This window comes from Algoriphagus marinus, from assembly GCF_001936475.1.
GTDB lineage: Bacteria > Bacteroidota > Bacteroidia > Cytophagales > Cyclobacteriaceae > Algoriphagus > Algoriphagus marinus.
The window spans coordinates 25,520-44,177 of record NZ_MSPQ01000005.1 but is presented as its reverse complement, the minus strand read 5'-3'; the positions used below and the strand labels follow the sequence as shown (position 1 = coordinate 44,177).

15 protein-coding genes are annotated in these 18,658 nt (G+C 40.7%); 5 read left to right on the top strand and 10 right to left on the bottom strand.

All coding sequences use genetic code 11. The annotated features are described in order from the left end of the window. Positions 1 to 687: 687 nt before the first annotated feature. From BVC88_RS08950 to BVC88_RS08940, 3 genes are read left to right on the top strand one after another with little or no spacing between them, the layout of a single operon-like run. Positions 688 to 1,803, top strand: coding sequence for a DUF6973 domain-containing protein (locus BVC88_RS08950; RefSeq protein ID WP_075350341.1), 1,116 nt, complete (start codon positions 688 to 690; stop codon positions 1,801 to 1,803). 16 nt (positions 1,804 to 1,819) lie between these two features. After that, a complete protein-coding gene (locus BVC88_RS08945; protein WP_075350340.1) occupies positions 1,820 to 2,143 on the top strand; it encodes a hypothetical protein in 324 nt (107 codons plus the stop codon). 50 nt (positions 2,144 to 2,193) lie between these two features. Then, positions 2,194 to 2,535, top strand: coding sequence for a hypothetical protein (locus tag BVC88_RS08940; protein WP_139316550.1), 342 nt, complete (start codon positions 2,194 to 2,196; stop codon positions 2,533 to 2,535). 277 nt (positions 2,536 to 2,812) lie between these two features. Here the strand turns inward: BVC88_RS08940 and BVC88_RS08935 are convergent, their stop codons facing one another. The 5 genes from BVC88_RS08935 to BVC88_RS08915 form a co-directional block, all read right to left on the bottom strand. Further along, the gene (locus BVC88_RS08935; RefSeq protein WP_075350338.1) at positions 2,813 to 4,297 is read right to left on the bottom strand and encodes a sodium:solute symporter; all 1,485 of its coding nucleotides are present in this window, start codon (positions 4,295 to 4,297) and stop codon (positions 2,813 to 2,815) included. 27 nt (positions 4,298 to 4,324) lie between these two features. After that, positions 4,325 to 5,257 carry a dihydrodipicolinate synthase family protein gene (locus BVC88_RS08930; RefSeq protein ID WP_075350337.1) on the bottom strand — a complete coding sequence of 311 codons (933 nt, stop codon included), beginning with the start codon at positions 5,255 to 5,257 and terminating at the stop codon, positions 4,325 to 4,327. An 11-nt stretch (positions 5,258 to 5,268) separates the two neighbouring features. After that, a complete protein-coding gene (locus BVC88_RS08925) occupies positions 5,269 to 6,273 on the bottom strand; it encodes a sialidase family protein (RefSeq protein WP_075350336.1) in 1,005 nt (334 codons plus the stop codon). Between the two features lie 65 nt (positions 6,274 to 6,338). Beyond that, entirely contained in the window at positions 6,339 to 7,526 is a 1,188-nt protein-coding gene (locus BVC88_RS08920; RefSeq protein WP_075350335.1) for a glucuronyl esterase domain-containing protein, read from the bottom strand. Between the two features lie 184 nt (positions 7,527 to 7,710). Then, entirely contained in the window at positions 7,711 to 9,150 is a 1,440-nt protein-coding gene (locus BVC88_RS08915) for a PhoPQ-activated pathogenicity-related family protein (protein WP_083639058.1), read from the bottom strand. 170 nt (positions 9,151 to 9,320) lie between these two features. Here BVC88_RS08915 and BVC88_RS08910 point away from each other — a divergent pair, with 170 nt between their 5' ends. Further along, positions 9,321 to 10,352 carry an LLM class flavin-dependent oxidoreductase gene (locus tag BVC88_RS08910; protein WP_075350334.1) on the top strand — a complete coding sequence of 344 codons (1,032 nt, stop codon included), beginning with the start codon at positions 9,321 to 9,323 and terminating at the stop codon, positions 10,350 to 10,352. A 104-nt stretch (positions 10,353 to 10,456) separates the two neighbouring features. Here BVC88_RS08910 and BVC88_RS08905 read toward each other — a convergent pair whose 3' ends face one another. The 5 genes from BVC88_RS08905 to BVC88_RS08885 all read right to left on the bottom strand — a co-directional run bounded on the left by BVC88_RS08905 (position 10,457) and on the right by BVC88_RS08885 (position 16,041). Next, complete coding sequence (locus tag BVC88_RS08905; RefSeq protein ID WP_075350635.1) at positions 10,457 to 10,882, bottom strand: hypothetical protein; 426 nt, start codon at positions 10,880 to 10,882, stop codon at positions 10,457 to 10,459. An 84-nt stretch (positions 10,883 to 10,966) separates the two neighbouring features. Then, complete coding sequence (locus tag BVC88_RS08900; RefSeq protein WP_075350333.1) at positions 10,967 to 12,748, bottom strand: BamA/TamA family outer membrane protein; 1,782 nt, start codon at positions 12,746 to 12,748, stop codon at positions 10,967 to 10,969. Positions 12,749 to 12,860: 112 nt separating this feature from the next. Next, positions 12,861 to 14,021 carry a sialidase family protein gene (locus BVC88_RS08895; protein WP_075350332.1) on the bottom strand — a complete coding sequence of 387 codons (1,161 nt, stop codon included), beginning with the start codon at positions 14,019 to 14,021 and terminating at the stop codon, positions 12,861 to 12,863. A gap of 216 nt (positions 14,022 to 14,237) precedes the next feature. Continuing rightward, on the bottom strand, positions 14,238 to 14,432 hold the full coding sequence (locus tag BVC88_RS08890; RefSeq protein WP_075350331.1) for a hypothetical protein: 195 nt from the start codon (positions 14,430 to 14,432) through the stop codon (positions 14,238 to 14,240). A gap of 145 nt (positions 14,433 to 14,577) precedes the next feature. Then, a complete protein-coding gene (locus BVC88_RS08885; protein ID WP_075350330.1) occupies positions 14,578 to 16,041 on the bottom strand; it encodes a sulfatase-like hydrolase/transferase in 1,464 nt (487 codons plus the stop codon). Positions 16,042 to 16,216: 175 nt separating this feature from the next. On the opposite strand from BVC88_RS08885, the gene BVC88_RS08880 reads away from it, so the two are divergent. After that, positions 16,217 to 18,643: a TonB-dependent receptor gene (locus BVC88_RS08880; RefSeq protein WP_075350329.1), complete on the top strand. Its 2,427-nt coding sequence runs from the start codon at positions 16,217 to 16,219 to the stop codon at positions 18,641 to 18,643. Positions 18,644 to 18,658: the final 15 nt, after the last annotated feature.

The following is an 18,658-nucleotide window of genomic DNA, read 5'->3' as shown; positions in this document are numbered from 1 at the left end:
TCTAATTCTTCCTGTTCTTTTTTCTTGGCAAAAAAGAACCAATCCCGATTGCTATCGGGACAAGACGCAATAAAGCTTCTGCCGCACAGCCCAGCGCCGGCCCGCTATTGCGCCCTCCCCACGCGCCTTAAAAAGCTATTATCCGTATAGAAGAAAGATTTTGGCTTTATCACCGCCGCCGTGGTTCGTGTCATCACGAACCGGATTCAAAGAATTGGTTAAGCTGCTGAAGCTGTTCTTTGATAACAAGTTTTTAAAGTAATTGCATTTCAAGTTTAATTTCCTGAATATCAAACTACAAAAATTAAAAGTGTAAGGAAATCAGAATTTTAGTCAAACTTAATTTGCAATAGTTGAAAACTATTTTTTAATTGTAAAAATTTAATTTTTAAATATGATAACCAAAAACAACCAAAAACAACCAAAAACAACCTTTTATTAGCTGTTTTTGCTTTTTGTAGCATAGCGTACCTCTTCACCTCATGTATTGAGGATGAAACAGATAATTATGAAATCCCAATCTCATCCGAAGTCTTAGCTGCAAAGACTTGGTTTGAGTCCAATGAAACCTCCTTTTGGGATCAAGGCTCTGCAAATGCAAGAATCAATGCCAAGGAAATTCGAAAAAAAGTAAACTGGGATAGAGCCAAAACTTACATTCAAGCTGATGGTAAAAAGGTAATCGAAGTGCAATTGGACTATGAGGATTTAATAGTGCCGGAGCATTTGATCGGGCCTTCCTTTTCTGAAGAGACCATTCTTCACACTTTGATATTATTCCCAAAAGCAAATGGAAATTATGTTCCTTATATCCTAAAAATCTATCCGGATGATGCAGAAAGGAAATTTAAACTGGCAGATTTTCTGGCTGGAGGATATCAAAAAATACCTGCTGACTTTTCAGGAAAGTATTTGTTTTACAAATGGAATGAAAAACTTATTGGAGGCTGGAGAATCAAGGCTGGTGAAAAGGTCAAAAGAATCAAGCCTGTAAAAAAAGACAATCAAAAGACCAGTCAAGAAAATTCAAAAGTATTACTAGAGTCTGTTTGTTATGAAGTAACTTATACTGAGTATCAGGTTACTTGCCAAGAGGGGTTTGGTTGTAGCGATCGACAAGTTTTGGATAGGTATGTTACCATGGAATGCGAATATTATGAAACGACTCCACCAGTCCTCGACGATGAAGGATGGGGTGGCGGAGGAGGAACAACTCCACCTGAAGCTGATCCTTGCGAAGTTCCTGATGGGAATATCATTGATTTGCCAGTGGATTGTGAGGAGGAGGAAGATAAGGCAATTGCGTATTTAGAAAACGTATTTCGAACAATAAATGATTGTGAGAAAGAGGTTGTTGTTTCTAATTTGCACAGATTTAATTCTATAATTCAAATCTTTAACAATAGTGTTTGGGCTGAAGAGCATACCAAAGGGTTATTTAGTCCAATCATATTGGATACCTGGAATAATTGTGGTGATGCATTCAGGCATGCCTATTGGAATGCTTTAAATGTAATAACTGTTCCTTTGGACCTTGCAATATTGCTTGCAACTGCACATGAATGTTCTGGGTATAATGACCTAGAAAAAAATATGGATCTTCACAATAATTCGATTGGAAGAGAAATAGGTAGTAAAAATTTAAATTTGTCTATTAATAATTTTAACGACAATCAAATTTTGATTGAAGAGATTCTTTCAAGTTTAAGAAATGGAGGATTAAAAATTATATTCCCACGAAGGGAAGATAACGGTATCACAAGAAATTCTGAAATAATTAGTTCTTATGGCTTTTGTAATTAAACTATCGACCTTGTCTATGTTATTTTTATTTGGGCTAGTCTTATCAGCTTGCACAGGCAAAGTCTGTGAAAGACACGTAAGTAGTTTTGACCTGAATAACAATTACAAAGAAGAATTAGATTTTTCGGCTTGTGGTTTAAAACAGGTGACTTACCACAGCATTCGTATTTCAGGCGAGGTGTATGGAGATTTTCTTGTTGGAGAGTCTTTCAAAGTTGAAGGGAAAGGTCATTATGATACCTTAATTACAGCTGAGTACTATTCGGATCGTTTTAACTTCTATTACAGACCTTTGGGAGAAGTAAAAGGGGAATTGACCTTTAAGGTGATTTTGGAATGATTGAGGATAACAGGTTTCGTTTTACTAGGTCCAAATTTAATTTTTCAATAATGCGGAAAGTTCTACTACTAATTTTGTGCGCTTGCTATTCATTCATTGGATGCTCTCCCAGAGAAGAATGCCAGTACGAAGTAGCTCAATTTGATTTGAATGCCCCCTATGATGAAAAAATTGACTTTACGGATTGTGGGGATTATATCAATTACTATAAATTGGATATTGAAGGAGAATTGGAGGGGGAAATAATTATCAATAATATCTACAAATTCAAAGCTCAAGGAAAGATCGATACATTAATCCGAGGTGAATACTATTCCAATAAATTTTATTTTAAATACGAACCAAGAGGGCCTGTGGAAGGGAAATTGAAGTTCAAGATAACTTTGATTTAAGGTGATATCTTTCCTATTTCAAATTTTGAAAGGTTCAAGTTTATCGACTTGGACCTTTTTCCATTGCCCTGATTCTCGCTTCATCGCCACCGCCAAGGTTCCAGTCTCACCAACAGCTTTGAAAAAGTATTCAGACTGATGAATCAATTTTTGACAAACGCGAGTGAAGACAATGCTTGGGCTAGTTCTGAATCTCTAATCTCTAAATTTTCAGTCTCAATTTTCGAAATATCGAATGATGAATAACGAATAGTGAAATTTGGGAAATTTTGGAGAATCACTTTGAGTTGGATTTTGAAAATGAACTCAATACGAATCCAATCACAAAAATTGTCAGCGTACCCATCACGATCGTCATATTGGAATGAAGCGGCTGACTCCAGGAGAAATCAGTTCCGGCAAGCTTGAGAATCGCAGGTAAACTCATCCAACCAATCACCAAAACTCCTCCAAGAACTGCGAGTCCCGCTTGGCGACTGGTAGTTTTCCTCAGGATAAATCCCAAAAGGAATAATCCCAAAACTCCCCCGCTAAAGATCGAGGCCAAAGCCCACCAGGTTTCCAGTGCGCTTTCCACTCCGTTAAATGCCCAGCCGATCAAAATACTGGACAAGCCCATTACCAAGGAAGCTATTCGAAGTACTCGTAAGGATGTTTTTTCTGAAGGATTTGGATGGATGTATTTTTTAAAGTGATCGGAAAGAATCAAAGTTGCCGAACTGTTAATACTGGTCGAAACCGTGCTCATCCCTGCTGCGAAAATGGCTGCAATCAATAATCCGGTCAGTCCCGCAGGTAATTGGTTTACGATGAAATACGGGAATACCTGATCGGCTTTAGATGCAATTTCTATGGATAATAATTCTGGTTGAACTTGATAGAAAACCCAAAGCGAAGTGCCAATCAGGAAAAACAAAAAGGAAACTGGAACATAAAGCAAAGCGCCCAGCCAAGTGGATTTGATGGCATCTTTTTCTGTTTTGGCGGAAATGTAGCGCTGCACATAGCTTTGGTCCACTCCGAAATTTTGGAGATTGATAAAAAGTCCATAGACTAAAATCATCCAAAATGTGGAGTTCGAAAAGTTAAAATCAAAACTTCCCAAACTGAATTTGTCCGCTTCCAATGCGGTAATTAAACTTGCAGAAACTCCTCCTGGAATAGTCCAGAAAATCACTCCCAGACAAGCCAAGGCTCCTGTGATCAATACGATTCCCTGTATCGCATCTGTCCATACGACGGCTTCTAGTCCTCCAAACATGGAATAAACGATCACACTCAAGCCTGTGCAAGCAATGATAATCGGGATGCTCCAGCCAAAAAGCGCCTGCATTGGAAGGGCTAACAAATAGAGTATCGCGCCCATTCGAGCCAGTTGCGTAAGCAGGTAGAAAACAGAAGCGTAGATTCTAGCCCAAGTTCCAAATCGCTCCTCGAGGTAAAAATAGGCAGATTCAGAGTTGAATCGCCGATATAGTGGCACAAAGAATTTCACAGCAATCCAAGCCGCTATCGGAATTGAAAGGCTGAAGACAAAGCTGTTCCAATTGCCACCAAAAGCATTTCCAGGCAAAGCCAAAAAACTGATACTGCTCACGAAAGTCGCAAAAATCGACATCCCTAATGCCCAAGCTGGAAGTCGACCTCCTCCGGTGCTGAAGTCATTTGCAGTTCTTTTCCGGAAAGAAAAGGAAATCCCAAAAACCACAATCGCCACCATGTAAACCAAAAAAATCGCTAAATCAAGAATAGGTAGATTCATAAGTCTTGGAAAACTTTTGTCTTAATTTTAGGTAGCTAGGACTTTTGTAACAGCCTTTTTTACGGCTTTATATTTTTCCTTCAGTTCTTCTTTTTCCGACTGATTAAATGCCACAAGAGGTAAGGCCAAAATCCCTTGACATAAGCCTTCAAAACTCATCGCTGCTTTCAAGCCCTTGAGGTAGCTGGAGGAATACCTTTCGTTTTGATAAAGCTGCTTACTCAAATAAAGAATTACCGTCTGTAATTCTTGAACTCGATCTTTTTCGCCTTTTTCAAAAGCCTCAAAAAGTGCCACATAGAGTTTTGGGAAAAGATTTGCTCCGCCAGTGACGCCTCCATTTCCTCCCATAGCAAGTGTATCCGCGAGGATTTCCTCCGGTCCAACCAAAACTGAAAACTCAGGAAACGACTTTAACGCTTCTAGATAGGCTTGGAATGTATAGGGATCACCCGAACTGTCCTTGATCCCGATGATATTGGGATGTGTTGCAAGTTTGGCTGCTGTATCCGCTGAAATATGCTTATGCGTATTGCCCGGCATATTGTATAAGAATAGGGGCAAATCAATCGAATTCGCAAGTTTCTCATAATAATTCACTAACTCTTCCTGACCAATATTCATGTAAAATGGCGTGGTAGCAACCACCGAATCTGCTCCGAAATCTTTGGCGATTTTGGCCAAGTTCAAACTCTCTTCAAAGGCGCAGTCAGTAATTCCCACTAAGACTGGAATTCTGCCTGCCACGAGTTTCGTCGTCTCTTCAATTAATTCCACCTTAGTTTCCCTCCTTAAACTGGCAAATTCACCCGTCGTACCTAGGATGAAAACCCCATGAACTCCTCCTTCAATTACATGCTCTATGACCTTTGCTAGACTTTCGTAATCAAGCGAAAAGTCTGGATTCAATGGTGTGATCAATGGTGGAATAATTCCCTTAAATGGCTTAGTGAGCAACATAATTTGAAAAATTAAAGGGAGAGCGAGACGTATTTGATTTTCTTCCGATTGTAGGTGTATGTCAAGTGAACAGTCCCGTCTTTGGCTTGAATAATTGCCGGATAGCTGAATTCTCCTGAGGCCTGATTTTCCAAAACCAATAATTCCTTCCAATTTATTCCATCTTCAGATCCCATCAGAGACAGTTTATTGCGTCCCTTTGTCAAAGGATTACAAAGCAAAAGCTGATAGCCTGATTTCAAAGTGACCCCGTCGATTCCTGAGTTATTGTTAATCAGCGAACTTCCTTGCACGCGAGTCCAAGTTTCGCCCTGATCTTCCGACCAATTCACTCCGACTTTACCTTCTTGGGTTCTTGATAAAAGTTGAATTTTCCCTCCTGGATGAAAAAGTACCGTGGGTTGAATGGCATTGAAGCTTCCATTGGCGATCTCAATTTTTCTCCAATTTTCAAGATTCGCATCGCTTTTCTCTACATGAATCGTCCAAACCTTATCCGTTTCGAAACTCGAAGGATGGAGCAGATCGCCATTGGGTAGGAATACTGATTTGTTCTTGATCGGACCTAGAAAACCATCTTCCAATTTTACTTCTGAAGACCAGGTTTTCCCTTGGTCTGAAGAGGTTTTATAGGCTCCCCACCATTCCCGGGGACTTGGACCAACTTTATAAAATAGGGTGAGTTGATCCGGTTTATTCTGAACTAAAACTGGATTCCAGGTTGGATAGCGTAGCTTTTCATCGACTACCCCGTCCGCAACCAATTCTGGTGCAGTCCATTTTCCATTCGAAAGTCGGGCAGTGTAAATGCTGACATCCGGATTTCTTTCTCGCGTCCCTCCAAACCATGCTGCCAAAATCCCATCATTCGTTTCAATCAAAGTGGAGGCATGGCATTCGGGAAAAGGGGCTGATTCGTAAATAAATTCTGAGCGCAGGATTTTTACTTCTATAGGTTTTTCAGCTTGAAAAAAATATCCGAGAGAAAAGAGCAAGAGTAATAGAATAGATTTCATTTAGCTGTGGTTTTGGGATTTTAGGTTAATTTTTAAAAGAAACTGGTCTGTACTCACCTGTTTCTTCAAAGATTCTTCTGTACAAATTCCAGAAAAATCTCCCAATCACCCCAAGTCAAATCGTGTTTACCTTCCCGTCTGTGGTAACCGACTGATTCTTGGTGAATGGGTGAATTCAGACTTTCAAACTCATCCGGAAATTCAACTTTCTTCCCGTAAATCTCCGAATACACTCGACTTCCCAATTTGATTCCCAAGAATTCACCTTTTGGATCTGCCCATTGGTCACCTTTGGCACTGGAATAATAGATCGCTCGCGGCGCAATCAAACCCGGAAGCATGTGTTGATCAATTGGAAGTGTTTCTTCTTTTCCATTGTATTTTTTGAAATTATCCGCAAACCAATAGGGAAATCTGGTATTGATAGCTTCGACTGTTTCGCCATACTTCCTTCTGGAAATTGCTGCCCCACCACAGCCTGATTCATTGGCATAAGTGATTGCCCAACGAGGGTCGTTTGCTGAAGTCCAAAGGGCTGCTTTTCCGGTACGGGAATGGCCAACGAGAACCGATTTTTCTGAATTGATTTTAGGATGTTGAGAAAAATAATCCATGGCGCGCATCGCCCCCCATCCCCAAGCTCCGTAAGCTTTCATGCCATTTGCTTTGCCGATTTGCTCAGGGTAAAGGGTCGAAATGATTCCATCTAGAAAAGTTTCGTTCAGGTCAGGAGCCACTGTTTCGGCGTGGAAGGAAGCAGTTGCAAAACCTCTTTTGATGAGTTCAGGAACTGGCCAGAAAGCCTCATCTACCAACTTTCCCTCTGGATAAGCGGGTAAATAATTAATGAGCAAAACGATAGGGGTTGGAGTTTTTTTATCCTTGGGAAGGAAAAGGTTAATCCGCATGGTATGGGATTTTCCATTTCTCGTGACTATGATATTTACTTCCTCCAACTCAGCTATATCCGGATAAGGGTTTGATTTTTCTGAGACTACCTCAAATGATATTTTATCAAAATCCTTGGGAAGTATGCCATAGACTTCGCTTTCAAATAAGTCGAAAATCTCCGGCCTTCTGACCTTTTCCCAGTCATCTTGACTTTTAATAAGGAACCCTTTCTCACTAACAAAAGGATCAGGAAGTATCAAAGCAGGTACTTTGCTTTCATCGTAATTGGCTTCATTTTGGGCGAATAATTTCATTGGGATTTGGGCAAGAAGAAAGGCAACTGAAAAGAGAAGTGGTTTCATCTGTTTATAATTTGATTTTCAATTGTCATATGGAATCTCGCATGGATTACAATCATCCCAGTGTGTATCGCTTGAGACATGCTCGATTTCATCTGTTTATAATTTGTTTTTTAGCGGTCATATGGAATGCCCTACATAATCCTTCCTCTGTGTGAGAATTATTCTCATGGGCATTTCATAAGAATTAATTATTGGATGCGCTCATCACTTCTTTTGGTTCATAGGCCGAAAAAGGATAAGTCCTTGGCATCACTTCGACACCGCTTGTGATTTTCAAAGGTGTTTTTCCTGCGAAAGTCACTTCTATAAAATAGCCTTTAAATCCTTTTTCCGGATTTTCTAAAGCTAATTCGTAAGTTCCTGATTCATTGATTTTAACTTCGGAAGATTTCCAGTTTGGACCAAATTCATCCACTCGGAAATCCCTAGCATTTTCATTTTCTGCTGTCCAAGTTTTTACGGAAATAGGTTTGTCAGCCGGATCTAAAGTCAAGATTATTTTATCATCACCTACTTTCCACTCGTATTTCGGTCGAGGGCTTTGATTCAAAACAGAGGCATAAAAGGAAATCATATTGGGTAGTGCGTCCGATTCAGAGAGGTCATGTCCAAAATTTGGAACGTACTGCATGTGCTTTTCGCCAATCAAATCATTCCAATAAAACTCCCAGCTATCCGGCTGAAAAAACTGATCTCCCGCGGCATTGATCAGGAGTTTGGGCATATCATAAGCTGCTCGGAAGGAATATGGCTCCGTAAGCTCCATTAATCGATCAAACTCCGGTGTGCCCATCCAATCCATGATGCCTTCCCGAACATAATCATCCACTGCCGGGGCCCAAAAGCCGTAATTTTTCCAATGATGATCAAAAGAGGCTTCCAGATTGAGCATGTCTATGACTACGGGAATGATCGCCACCACACGATCATCTGTGGCAGCAGTAGTCCAAGTGGTCCAGCCTCGCTTAGAAGCTCCTCCCACAACAAAGGAGTTGAGTTTCTTTTGATAGTTTTTTTCTACCACTTCGGTTACCGCATCCATTCCCAGTTTCACAGCTTTGGTCATCGGGAATCTTGCCAGCCAGATCGCATCTTCATCTTTGGCCCCTCCTTCCAGAAATTTCCGCCAACCATAGGTAATGATCGCATCCTCATAGCGCTCTCCGAAGCTGTCATTAGCAAATGTTAAGGGTTGGAAAGGGATATTATGAATCTCAGCCACGATGGAATTGGTCTGCATCGCTGCCGCCAAAATCAACTCATTTGGCTTTTCGGGCATTTTGGAATCGGTACTTCCTCCTCCGATCCACATCAAACTGGTGTCAAATGGACTGTCTTTGGGTACAACAATCGATACCCAATGCCACCATTCCGTTTTGTCCACCAAATCAGGCGTTAGCCAGTTTTGAGAAACCATTCGAAGGACATGAAAGTCGTATTTTTCTCCGGGAACCGAATGAACGATCTCATAGGAGAAGTCTGGACTAGCACCATTGATATAATCCTTAAGCAAGTTTTCAGCTTTGGGAGTTGGAATTTCCTCCGTTTTCCTTTCTGCTGTCGCACAGGCAAAAACAAAGCAACTGAAAATAATTAGTGTGGCAAGAGAAGTGATTTTTTTCATAGCAAGAAGTTAAATGGGTAATCTTTTAAAAGATAGGGATTTAGCTTTTGCATGCCAAGTCCATTTTGATGAGAATTGACGAAATCGATTTTTTATTGTAATGCAACAGCATAAATGGAATTGAAAAAGCTTGTCGTAGGTTTAGAGAAAATTAAACCCCAGCAAAACCCATGGAAATAGGAATAGATAGCTTTGCTGCAGCAGCTCCTGCCGGCACGGATAGCCAGACTGAAAACAGAAGAAAATCACTTTCAGAATTGATAGACCGAATCGTTCATGCAGATGAAATGGGTTTGGATGTTTTTGGGATTGGTGAGCATCACCGCAAAGAATTCTTGGATTCAGCCACCGCGATTATTTTAGCAGCTGCCGCTTCCCGGACTAAACGAATCAAGCTGACTTCAGCCGTGACCGTATTGAGCGCAGCGGATCCTGTTCGGGTTTTTCAGGAGTTTGCTACGCTTGATTTGATTTCCAATGGCCGGGCTGAAATCGTTGCAGGAAGGGGTTCTTTCACAGAAGCTTTTCCACTTTTTGGTTTGAATTTGAGGGATTACGATGACTTGTTTTCGGAGAAATTAGAATTGCTTTTGAAGATTCGCGATGAGGAAATCGTCACTTGGAAAGGGAGATTTCGCCCCTCATTAAATCAGCAGGCCATATATCCTAGACCGCTCCAAGATTCTTTGCCGATTTGGCAAGGAGTGGGAGGTACGCCAGCTTCCTTTGCGCGTGCTGGGATGTTGGGTTTACCCTTGATGGTGGCTGTAATTGGCGGAGAGACGCATCGATTTCGTCCCCTTGTGGATCTCTATCGGCAGGCTGGGGCAAAAGCTGGCCATTCACCTGAGAGGCTGAAAGTAGGTTTGCATTCCTTGGGCTATGTGGCTGAAACTACTGAAAAGGCAATTGAAACCTATTATCCGGGCTACGCAGAAACTTTTACAAGAATCGGAAAAGAGCGAGGCTGGCCTCCAGTGACTCGAGCTCACTTCAATGCGCAAACAGGGTCTTTGGGAGCTTTAGTCGTCGGTGGACCGGAAGAAGTAGCTGCAAAAATCCTTCGTCACAGCGAAGCCCTTGGAGGGATTGACCGATTCAGTTTTCAAATGGATAATGCCAATCTGAGTCATGATCAATTAAAGAATGCGATTGAATTGATTGGTAAAGAAGTGATTCCTCAAGTCAGAAAGGCAAAGTGAGAAATTTGAAAATGTAAGATGTTCTGCCACGGTTTGTTTCTTCACTAACCATCAATTCAACCGCAAGTGAAGACACTCATGGGAGCGAAGACATAATCAGAAGCTTATTTGGTAATTAAATTAAGGTTGATGGAAAGTGTTGATTTCCATTCCTTCCAAATAAACATCCCCAGAGAAATCAGCGCAAAATTCTTGATGATGTATTGTCCCACCAAGGTCGGAGTGAACCAAGTTTGCCAGGTGGCATCAGGTAATATTAGGACAGGTAGGAATGTGGTGACCATATGAAAAATAAGTAAGTAAAAAGCATATTTCGTCAGCTTTGGGAAAAGCCAAATTGCTCCAATCAAGCATTCAAATAGCCCAAAACCTAGGCAGAATATTTTGAAGTCTATCAAACTTCCAAATGTCTCTGAAAAGAGATTTTGAACCAGTGCCTCAGCGGGAGAAATCCCGATAACTTTCAAAAAACCAAACCAGAAATAGATGATAAATAAAGAGATTCGGCCAAATAGGTTTGTGTTTTTCATGGGTGTATTGTTTAGAGTATCGAAACCTAAACTTTCCCAAAGAGTCAAACAATGATAAAAATCAGCTTATGGATTTTTCCAAGATTAATTATTGTACCTATTCAGGGAAGGAGCCGTAACAAACACTTCTGTTTTTCTAAATCTTAGATTTTGGCGAAAGCTAAATGAGAACTTGGAGTCACCAGATTCATCATTTGGAATATAAGTAGCTTTTAATTCCATGGTTCCAAAAATCAAGTTTTCATTTCTGATTCGCATGCCGGCACTAATTCCTGTGTAAATGTTATTTTTTTCTTCACAAGTACGACACTTCATCATAGCCCAATTAACCGCAGTAAAGGGAGCAATTCGGAATCCAATGATTGACCAGGGGGTAAAAACTATTGTTTGTAGTCCTAAAGAATTTCGCTTTGAAGCATCTAATTCTCTAATTCTTAAGCCTGGGATAATTGATGAATCAATTTGTAGCCAGTCATTTGCAAAAACATTAAAAAGCTGAGTATAGTTAAGCATTGCCGAATTCCTAATCTTGAATCTTCCAATGGTGAATACTTTTGTGGCGTATGAAATATTGGAAGTAAACACTGCATCTTCCAGAATCGAATTTCTGAAGTAGCTTGAGACATTGAATTCAAGGTCATAAAAACTTCCTGAGCTGAAGGCTGCGTTATACTCAAGTTTAATTGCCGCATAAGGCCTTTGAGTTCTTAATTGTCTGACCAACCCAAAAGTTGGAGTAATGGAATAACCATAGGGGACATCCTCAGTTCTACCAAAACCAAAAACATACTGCGTTTTGAAAAAGTCTCTTTTATAAAAGGTCATGGCAGCCAAAACACCGCTTGCGTTATTATAAATTTTATTCCGTATTAATCCTTCTAAATCTGGTTGTCTGGAATAATATCCATCAAAAACCCTGAGAGCCAAAAAAGCTCTGTTTCGATCCTGAATTTTTTTCTTAGCTCCAAAGTTATATCCAGCCCAAAGGTCCACTAAGTTGTAAGAATAATCGAGGAAGGCTGAGTCTGGTCTTGAGTAGACGTTTCTTGACCAATTTTTGCTCAGTTGGAGTCCTCCTGCCATTCTGGAATAGGGAGAAACTAATTGCCTGTCTATTATAATTCCTGTGGCATATTCTGTCTCATCTCCATAGCTAAATCCGGAATTTAACTGTGTGTAAAAGAACTCCAGATCGGCAAAACTTCCCAAAAAACTACTCTTTTTGAAGGATGCTCCGAAGCCGGTTTTGGGTTTTCTGTCTTGGTCAAAAAGGAAATTGAATTCAATTCTTTGTCCTCTTCCATCTAAATTGGCATCGTAAAGATTGAATTTTGGAGCTGAAGGAAAACTTCCACCAGCAGATAAACCTATACTAAAAACATCTCTGGTAACAATTGTGACATCCACAGAATCCGAATTGTCTACAGTGATGACGACAAATCTTGATTCCAAAATAAAATCCTTATTCCTTAAGAATCTTTCATTGTCTCCAAGTTTGTATGGATTTAGGAGATCATTTGGACGAATGAACAGATGCTGTCGGATAGTTTTTTCACGTGTATTGGTATGAAGTTTATTTGCAGTCCGTCCAATTTTCTGTGTAATAGGCTTCTCATTGCCATAAATTGATTTTTCGAACCCAATACTTTCTATATAAATATTACGGATAATTTTCCCTTCATAGGGCAGGAATCTATCTTCACTATTTTCTACTAAAACACTATCACCTCCAGTTCTTGTGATTAATTTAAGTCCTTCTCCCAGCGCTTTTTGGGTAATAGAAATCTTAGTACTATCCTTTTGGTTTTGGGAATAGCATTGGAGGGAAAAAAGAATAGAAACAATAAATAATATGTGCTTCCTCACCGAATTTCAGTTCTATAAGGGTTGAATTCTCGACTTTCAAATATTCAGAAAAGTAAGGCTGATATGAGACTATAGTTTTTTGAAATTTGAATAAACTGTTTTGCTTATGGTTTTAAAATGAAATTTGAATAACCTTGAATACTATTTCAGTGTAATTATTTTTCTCATAAAGTATCCCAATCGTATTGTCTTTCAGGACAACCAAATCACTGTAGGCGGTATATGCGGATTTGCCTGGGTTTTCGATTCCGTCTATTAAGATGGTTTCTGGCCAGGTCTCACCTTGATCAAAACTTAACTTGATGCTGAGGTTATTCCTGTTTTGTTCGTCAGCATTATTGGAATGAGCGAGGATAAATTGCCCTTTTGAATCCGTAAAGGAAATTATAGATCCCTGACAAACCGGATCAATTAAACTTGGCTCGAAGTATTGTTTGTCCCAAGTCGCTCCACCATCACTGGAAAAGGCCAAAATACGTTGTCGAATATCTCCACGCTGGTTGCGAATACTCATGATCATTTGGCTGTTTGGAAGTTCGGCAGCGATGGCCTCATTCGATCCCGGAAATTGGATTGATTCGGAAATTTTAAATGTTTTGCCATGGTCATCCGAATAGAATCCATGGGCTTGATACTCCATAAAATCATCCCTGGGATCGCCTTGGGAGTGATTGGCTGCTACATAGATTCTGCCTTGGTATTTTCCTTTTTGAAACTGAAATGCATGACCTGGCGTGTTGGCATAATGCCTCCAATCTTCTGGATTTTTGTAGGTGGGATTGAACGAAGGATGGTTCGGACGGTGGACTTGTGAAGTGATGTTGACAGGTGCTTCCCAACTTTCTCCCAAATCAACAGACCGAATCATCCAGACTTCCCGAACTCCCCGATTCATGCGAATATCGTACTCGTGATTATTCCCGGAATTATAAAAAAGATAAATCACTCCTTTCGGATATTCCGGGTCAAATAAATCCACGACTGGCGCCGGATTTCCCGCTTGCAGGGAATCGTAATCAACCAGAGTTTTCAAAGCAGACCAAGTTTTGCCTTGATCCATACTTCTTCTCATGACCAAATTGATATCTCCAAAATCGTCATATCCATTGACTCTGCCTTCGGCAAAAGCCAATAGCTCATGGCTTGGCAAAGAGATGATTGCTGGAATTCTATAGATCGCGTGGCCTTCTTTTCCTCCCTCGAAAACCATGCTTTCTTGGGCAAAAAGTGAAAAGGGGATTAGAAAAAGGAGAACTGAAACTAGATTTCGCATTTTTAGCGGATTAGGTTTTCTAAAAATGCTGAAATGATCCGAAGGATGCAATTTTCAAATTAGGCAAATCTGCTTTTATGTAAATGGAAAATGCACCTTTTTAAAATAAGGTAGGACCTAAATTTGGTTGGTATAGGTCTTCTGTCATCGGTCTCCCATCCAGAAAATCAAAGAAAATAAGGTTTCTGGCATTATTGGGAATAACCATAGTTATAATTATCCTTTTACTCCAACCAGTCGAAAAGGAAGCATAAACAGATTGCGAACCAAATCGAAGGATAGATCAATTGCAAAACCCAGTAAGCGGAAAGGTAAAAGCAATAGCCATACGATAGGATAAAGGATCAGTGCGATCAAAGCGATCGGCCAACAGATAATAAAAAGGATGATCCAAAGTAAGAAGGTCAGCATAGGAATTTGGTTTCTTTCAGAGTTTCAATTTTTGTTCCAATTCGAAAAACAGAGCAAATAGCCCTTTTTGATAGATCTGCTTTCCAAAGGTGTTTGATAATGAACACTTTTTTCAGGCTTTCGGACATTCCAGCGGCGATTAGATTCAGTCGTAGGTGTTGAAATACTTTTTCAAAGTATACCCCGGCTGCCATTGATCAGGACTCCGCTCGATTTTGGTATGATCGTATTCCAAGGGTAAAATCGTTTCAGCCGTCCAAAGAACTGTGTCTCCTGCCAGTTTTTGTTCGCGCTCCAGAATCGCTTTCAACTTATTGAGCTGTTGATAAGATGCTGGATTTTCAGCCAAATTATTCAACTCAAAAGGATCATTTTCCAAATCAAAAAGTTGGGTAAAATCCCGCTCCGGATAGCGGATCAATTTCCAATTTCCTTCCCGAATTGATCTAACCGTGTGTCTGTAGGCTGTAAAAAGTGAATTCCGAATTTCCTTTTTTTCTCCATTGAGGACCGGGACCAAACTTTGCCCGTCGATACTTTCTGGGCTTGGAATGCTGGCAAGTTCAGCCAAAGTGGGAAACAAATCATAGAGATAGACGAAAGCATCCGAAAGCTGATCTTTAGGGATTCCAGGTCCGGAAATGATCATCGGAACTTTGGTGCTATGTTCGTATAGATTCTGCTTTCCAAGCAAGCCATGTGAGCCAATAGCCAAGCCATTATCTGCAGCATAGACGATAATCGTATTTTCATAAAGTCCTTTTTCCTTAAGTGTGGAGATCAATTTCCCGACTTGATCATCCAGATGCGTAATCAGGCTGTAGTAATCCGAAAGGATTTCTTTGACTAGTTCTGGCTTCCTAGGCCAGGCGATAAGATTTTCATCCCGCACATTTAATTGATCAAATGCAAAGGGGTGAAGCCCCATGAAATTTTCAGGAAGTAGAATTTTAGCCGTATGGTAACGGTTGATATAATCAGCCTTTGGGGAATAAGGATCGTGGGGAACGGTAAAAGAAACGTAGGCAAAAAACGGATTTTCCTGGGCAGAATTGGCATAATCTTCCAAAAATTCTTTGGCTACATCTACAAATAAATCTGTAGAATAACCCTTTTTCTCAGGCTCGGATAGTTTGCCATCAGCTGGTAAATCCCTCACTGAAATACTAAAATGATCCGCCATTCCACCCAGAAAAACATTTTTGCCTTTTTGAAAACTAGCCTCAAACATCTCCTTTTCATTATGCCATTTACCGGTACCGAAGGTTTCATAGCCTTGCTTCGCAAAGTGCATCGGCATGGTCTCCTGTCCTTCAAGTTTGTCCAAAACGTGAAAAAGGCTTTTGCCTGAAAGCATCATCGCTCGGCTTGCTGCGCAGATGGCGCCGTGATTTCCACCCATGACATAAGCGTTGGTAAATCGAGTACCGGTTCTCGCCAATTCATCAATATTGGGAGTCTTCAAAACATTGTTTCCGGCGATTCCTAAGGCATCAGACCGCTGATCATCTGCAAAAATGAAGAGAATATTTGGTCGAGTTTTAGGCTTTTCAGCACAACTCAAACACAAAGCAGAAATCAGAAAGATCAGGATAAAGGAATTCTTCATAGTGCAAGTTATTGATTTTTAAAAGGTAACAATTCTCCTTAAAATGGAAGTAAATCTGGCTTTTTGGAAAGCTTAATTTTATTAAGATTTTTTCTAAATAAGACTTGTTTAGAATGATTCTAAGAATTAGGTTTGCATCGTTATTTGAAAACAGTCTAAATAAAAACGAATCAAAATGAGAGTAGTCTTTTCCATCTTTCTCGCCTATTTCTTGTCTTTAAGTTTTGCATTTGCGCAGCGAAATGCGGTTCAGGGTAAAGTCCTTGATCAATACCAAAAACCTGTTGAGGGCGTCTCGATCGTCTTAGAGGGCACGGTAAGAGGAGTTCAGTCTGATCAAAATGGTGATTTCCTGCTGAAAGATTTGCCGGCAGGAAGCTATGAGCTGAAGGCAAGTATGATAGGGTTTAAAGCTCAGACGATCACTTTTTCGATTGGAAAAGAGGAAGTGAAAGAGCTTGACTTTGCGCTTATAGATGATGATATCTGGTTGGAATCATTTGAATTGATGGCAAGCAGAGGAATGAATGGCCAAGGCCGACTTCCTGAGGTGGAGGATTTTCGAATCAATGCCGGAAGAAAAAATGAAGTCATTCGCTTAGGTGAGATTGATGCAAATCTTGCGATGAATAACAGCCGGCAAATTTTTGGTCGGACGCCTGGTATTTCGATCTGGGAAAATGACGGCTCAGGAATTCAGCTCGGTGTTGCCTCTAGAGGTTTGAGTCCGAATAGATCTTGGGAGTTTAATGTGCGAATGAATGGCTATGACATCACGCCCGATCCAATGGGCTACCCAGAAGCATATTTCACTCCTCCAATGGAAGTAGTGGAAAATATCGAAATCATACGTGGAGCATCTTCACTTCAATACGGGCCACAGTTTGGAGGGCTTATGAATTTTGTATTGAGAAAACCCGATCCATCTACTCGATTTACCGCAGAGTCGATTAATACGGTTGGGAGTAATGGACTTTTTAGCACCTTCAATTACATCGGTGGTACAGAAGGCAAATGGGATTATACAGCTTATTACCAAAAAAGAAGAGGGAATGGCTGGCGAGAGAATGGGTTTTTCAATACAGACCATGCGCATCTCGAAGTTAATTATGCAGTGAGTAACCGTTTGAAAATCGGGACTGAGATGACTTATATGACTACCGAAAGTCAGCAGCCGGGAGGTTTGACGGATGCACAATTTGCAGAAGATCCAAGTCAAAGCTCCCGTTCGAGAAACTGGTTTAATACTCCTTGGTTCATCCCATCTCTAAATGCCGATTATATTGTAAGCCCAAAAACGAAGTTGAATTTCAAGGCTTTCGGAACCATTGCTCAACGGAATAGTGTGGGTTTTGTATCAGCAATCACCACTGAGGATGATTTGGGAAATCGACAAGTAGATCGGGATATCTACCACACTTTTGGTACTGAATTGAGATTAAGCACTGCTTATTCGCTTTTTGGAAAAGAGCACAACCTTGTAGCAGGATACCGATATTACAAGGGGAATATCGATCGAAATCAGCGTGGAGTAGGGGATACTGGAACAGATATGAATTTTGATTTGGTGGAGGAGCGCTATCCCCGTGATCTGGATTTTGACAATGTGAATCACGCGGCTTTTGTAGAAAATATGTTCAATGTTACAGATAAGCTTTTGCTTACTGCGGGTCTTAGATTAGAACATATTTCTTCGAATATGGAAGGGATTCTGAATACCGTGAATGGAGTTCCTCAGCTTTTAACGCCAGAAACGCGAACCAGAACTTTTGCCTTGCTTGGTTTTGGAGGAGAATATCACCTGACTAAAACAACTGAGCTCTATTCCAATTTCTCTCAGGCATATCGGCCGGTTTTGATTTCGGATTTGACTCCTCCGGCCACTACGGATGTGATTGATCCCAATCTTCAGGATGCCAGTGGCTTTAATTTTGATTTTGGATACAGAGGAAATATTGGTTCGTTCCTGAATTTTGATGCGAGCTTCTTCTACCTGAATTATGCTGATCGAATCGGGACGATCACCCAAACTGCAGCGGACGGAACTCGCTTCCAATTCCGAACTAATCTTGGAACTTCTGTCAGCCAAGGAGTAGAAGCGTTCGTAGAGTTTGATCCGATCACTGCTTTTGTAGGAAACTCAAGCATCGGATACATCCATCTCTTTGCTTCCCTGGCTTATGTGAATGCCGAGTATCAGGATTTTGAGCGAACAAGCGTAGTGAATGGAGAAATCGTCACCAACAATCTTGCAGGAAATCGGGTGGAAAATGCTCCCAGAAAAATCAATCGCTATGGAGCAACTTATCGCTTCAAGGATTTTTCCATGACTTGGCAACTGAGTGATATTGGAATGGCTTTCTCTGATGCAACTAATTCTATCGAGCCAAATGCAGCTGCCACTTCAGGTTTGATTCCGGCCTATCGTGTACAGGATCTTTCCGCGGGATATACTTACAAGAAGAAATACAGTTTGAAGTCAGGCGTGAATAATTTGACCGATGCGAGCTACTTCACCAGAAGAGCCGGAGGCTATCCAGGACCGGGAATTATGCCGGCAGACGGAAGAACTTTCTATTTGACCTTTGGGGTGAAATTCTAAACCCAGCGGATCAAA

Coding starts and splice junctions, on each gene's coding strand:
- BVC88_RS08910 (WP_075350334.1), top strand. CDS start 9,321: ATGGAAATAGGAATAGATAGCTTTGCTGCAGCAGCTCCTGCCGGCACG.
- BVC88_RS08880 (WP_075350329.1), top strand. CDS start 16,217: ATGAGAGTAGTCTTTTCCATCTTTCTCGCCTATTTCTTGTCTTTAAGT.
- BVC88_RS08915 (WP_083639058.1), bottom strand. CDS start 9,150: ATGAAAAAAATCACTTCTCTTGCCACACTAATTATTTTCAGTTGCTTT.
- BVC88_RS08885 (WP_075350330.1), bottom strand. CDS start 16,041: ATGAAGAATTCCTTTATCCTGATCTTTCTGATTTCTGCTTTGTGTTTG.
- BVC88_RS08930 (WP_075350337.1), bottom strand. CDS start 5,257: ATGTTGCTCACTAAGCCATTTAAGGGAATTATTCCACCATTGATCACA.
- BVC88_RS08895 (WP_075350332.1), bottom strand. CDS start 14,021: ATGCGAAATCTAGTTTCAGTTCTCCTTTTTCTAATCCCCTTTTCACTT.
- BVC88_RS08935 (WP_075350338.1), bottom strand. CDS start 4,297: ATGAATCTACCTATTCTTGATTTAGCGATTTTTTTGGTTTACATGGTG.
- BVC88_RS08925 (WP_075350336.1), bottom strand. CDS start 6,273: ATGAAATCTATTCTATTACTCTTGCTCTTTTCTCTCGGATATTTTTTT.
- BVC88_RS08920 (WP_075350335.1), bottom strand. CDS start 7,526: ATGAAACCACTTCTCTTTTCAGTTGCCTTTCTTCTTGCCCAAATCCCA.
- BVC88_RS08945 (WP_075350340.1), top strand. CDS start 1,820: ATGTTATTTTTATTTGGGCTAGTCTTATCAGCTTGCACAGGCAAAGTC.
- BVC88_RS08905 (WP_075350635.1), bottom strand. CDS start 10,882: ATGAAAAACACAAACCTATTTGGCCGAATCTCTTTATTTATCATCTAT.
- BVC88_RS08890 (WP_075350331.1), bottom strand. CDS start 14,432: ATGCTGACCTTCTTACTTTGGATCATCCTTTTTATTATCTGTTGGCCG.
- BVC88_RS08940 (WP_139316550.1), top strand. CDS start 2,194: ATGCGGAAAGTTCTACTACTAATTTTGTGCGCTTGCTATTCATTCATT.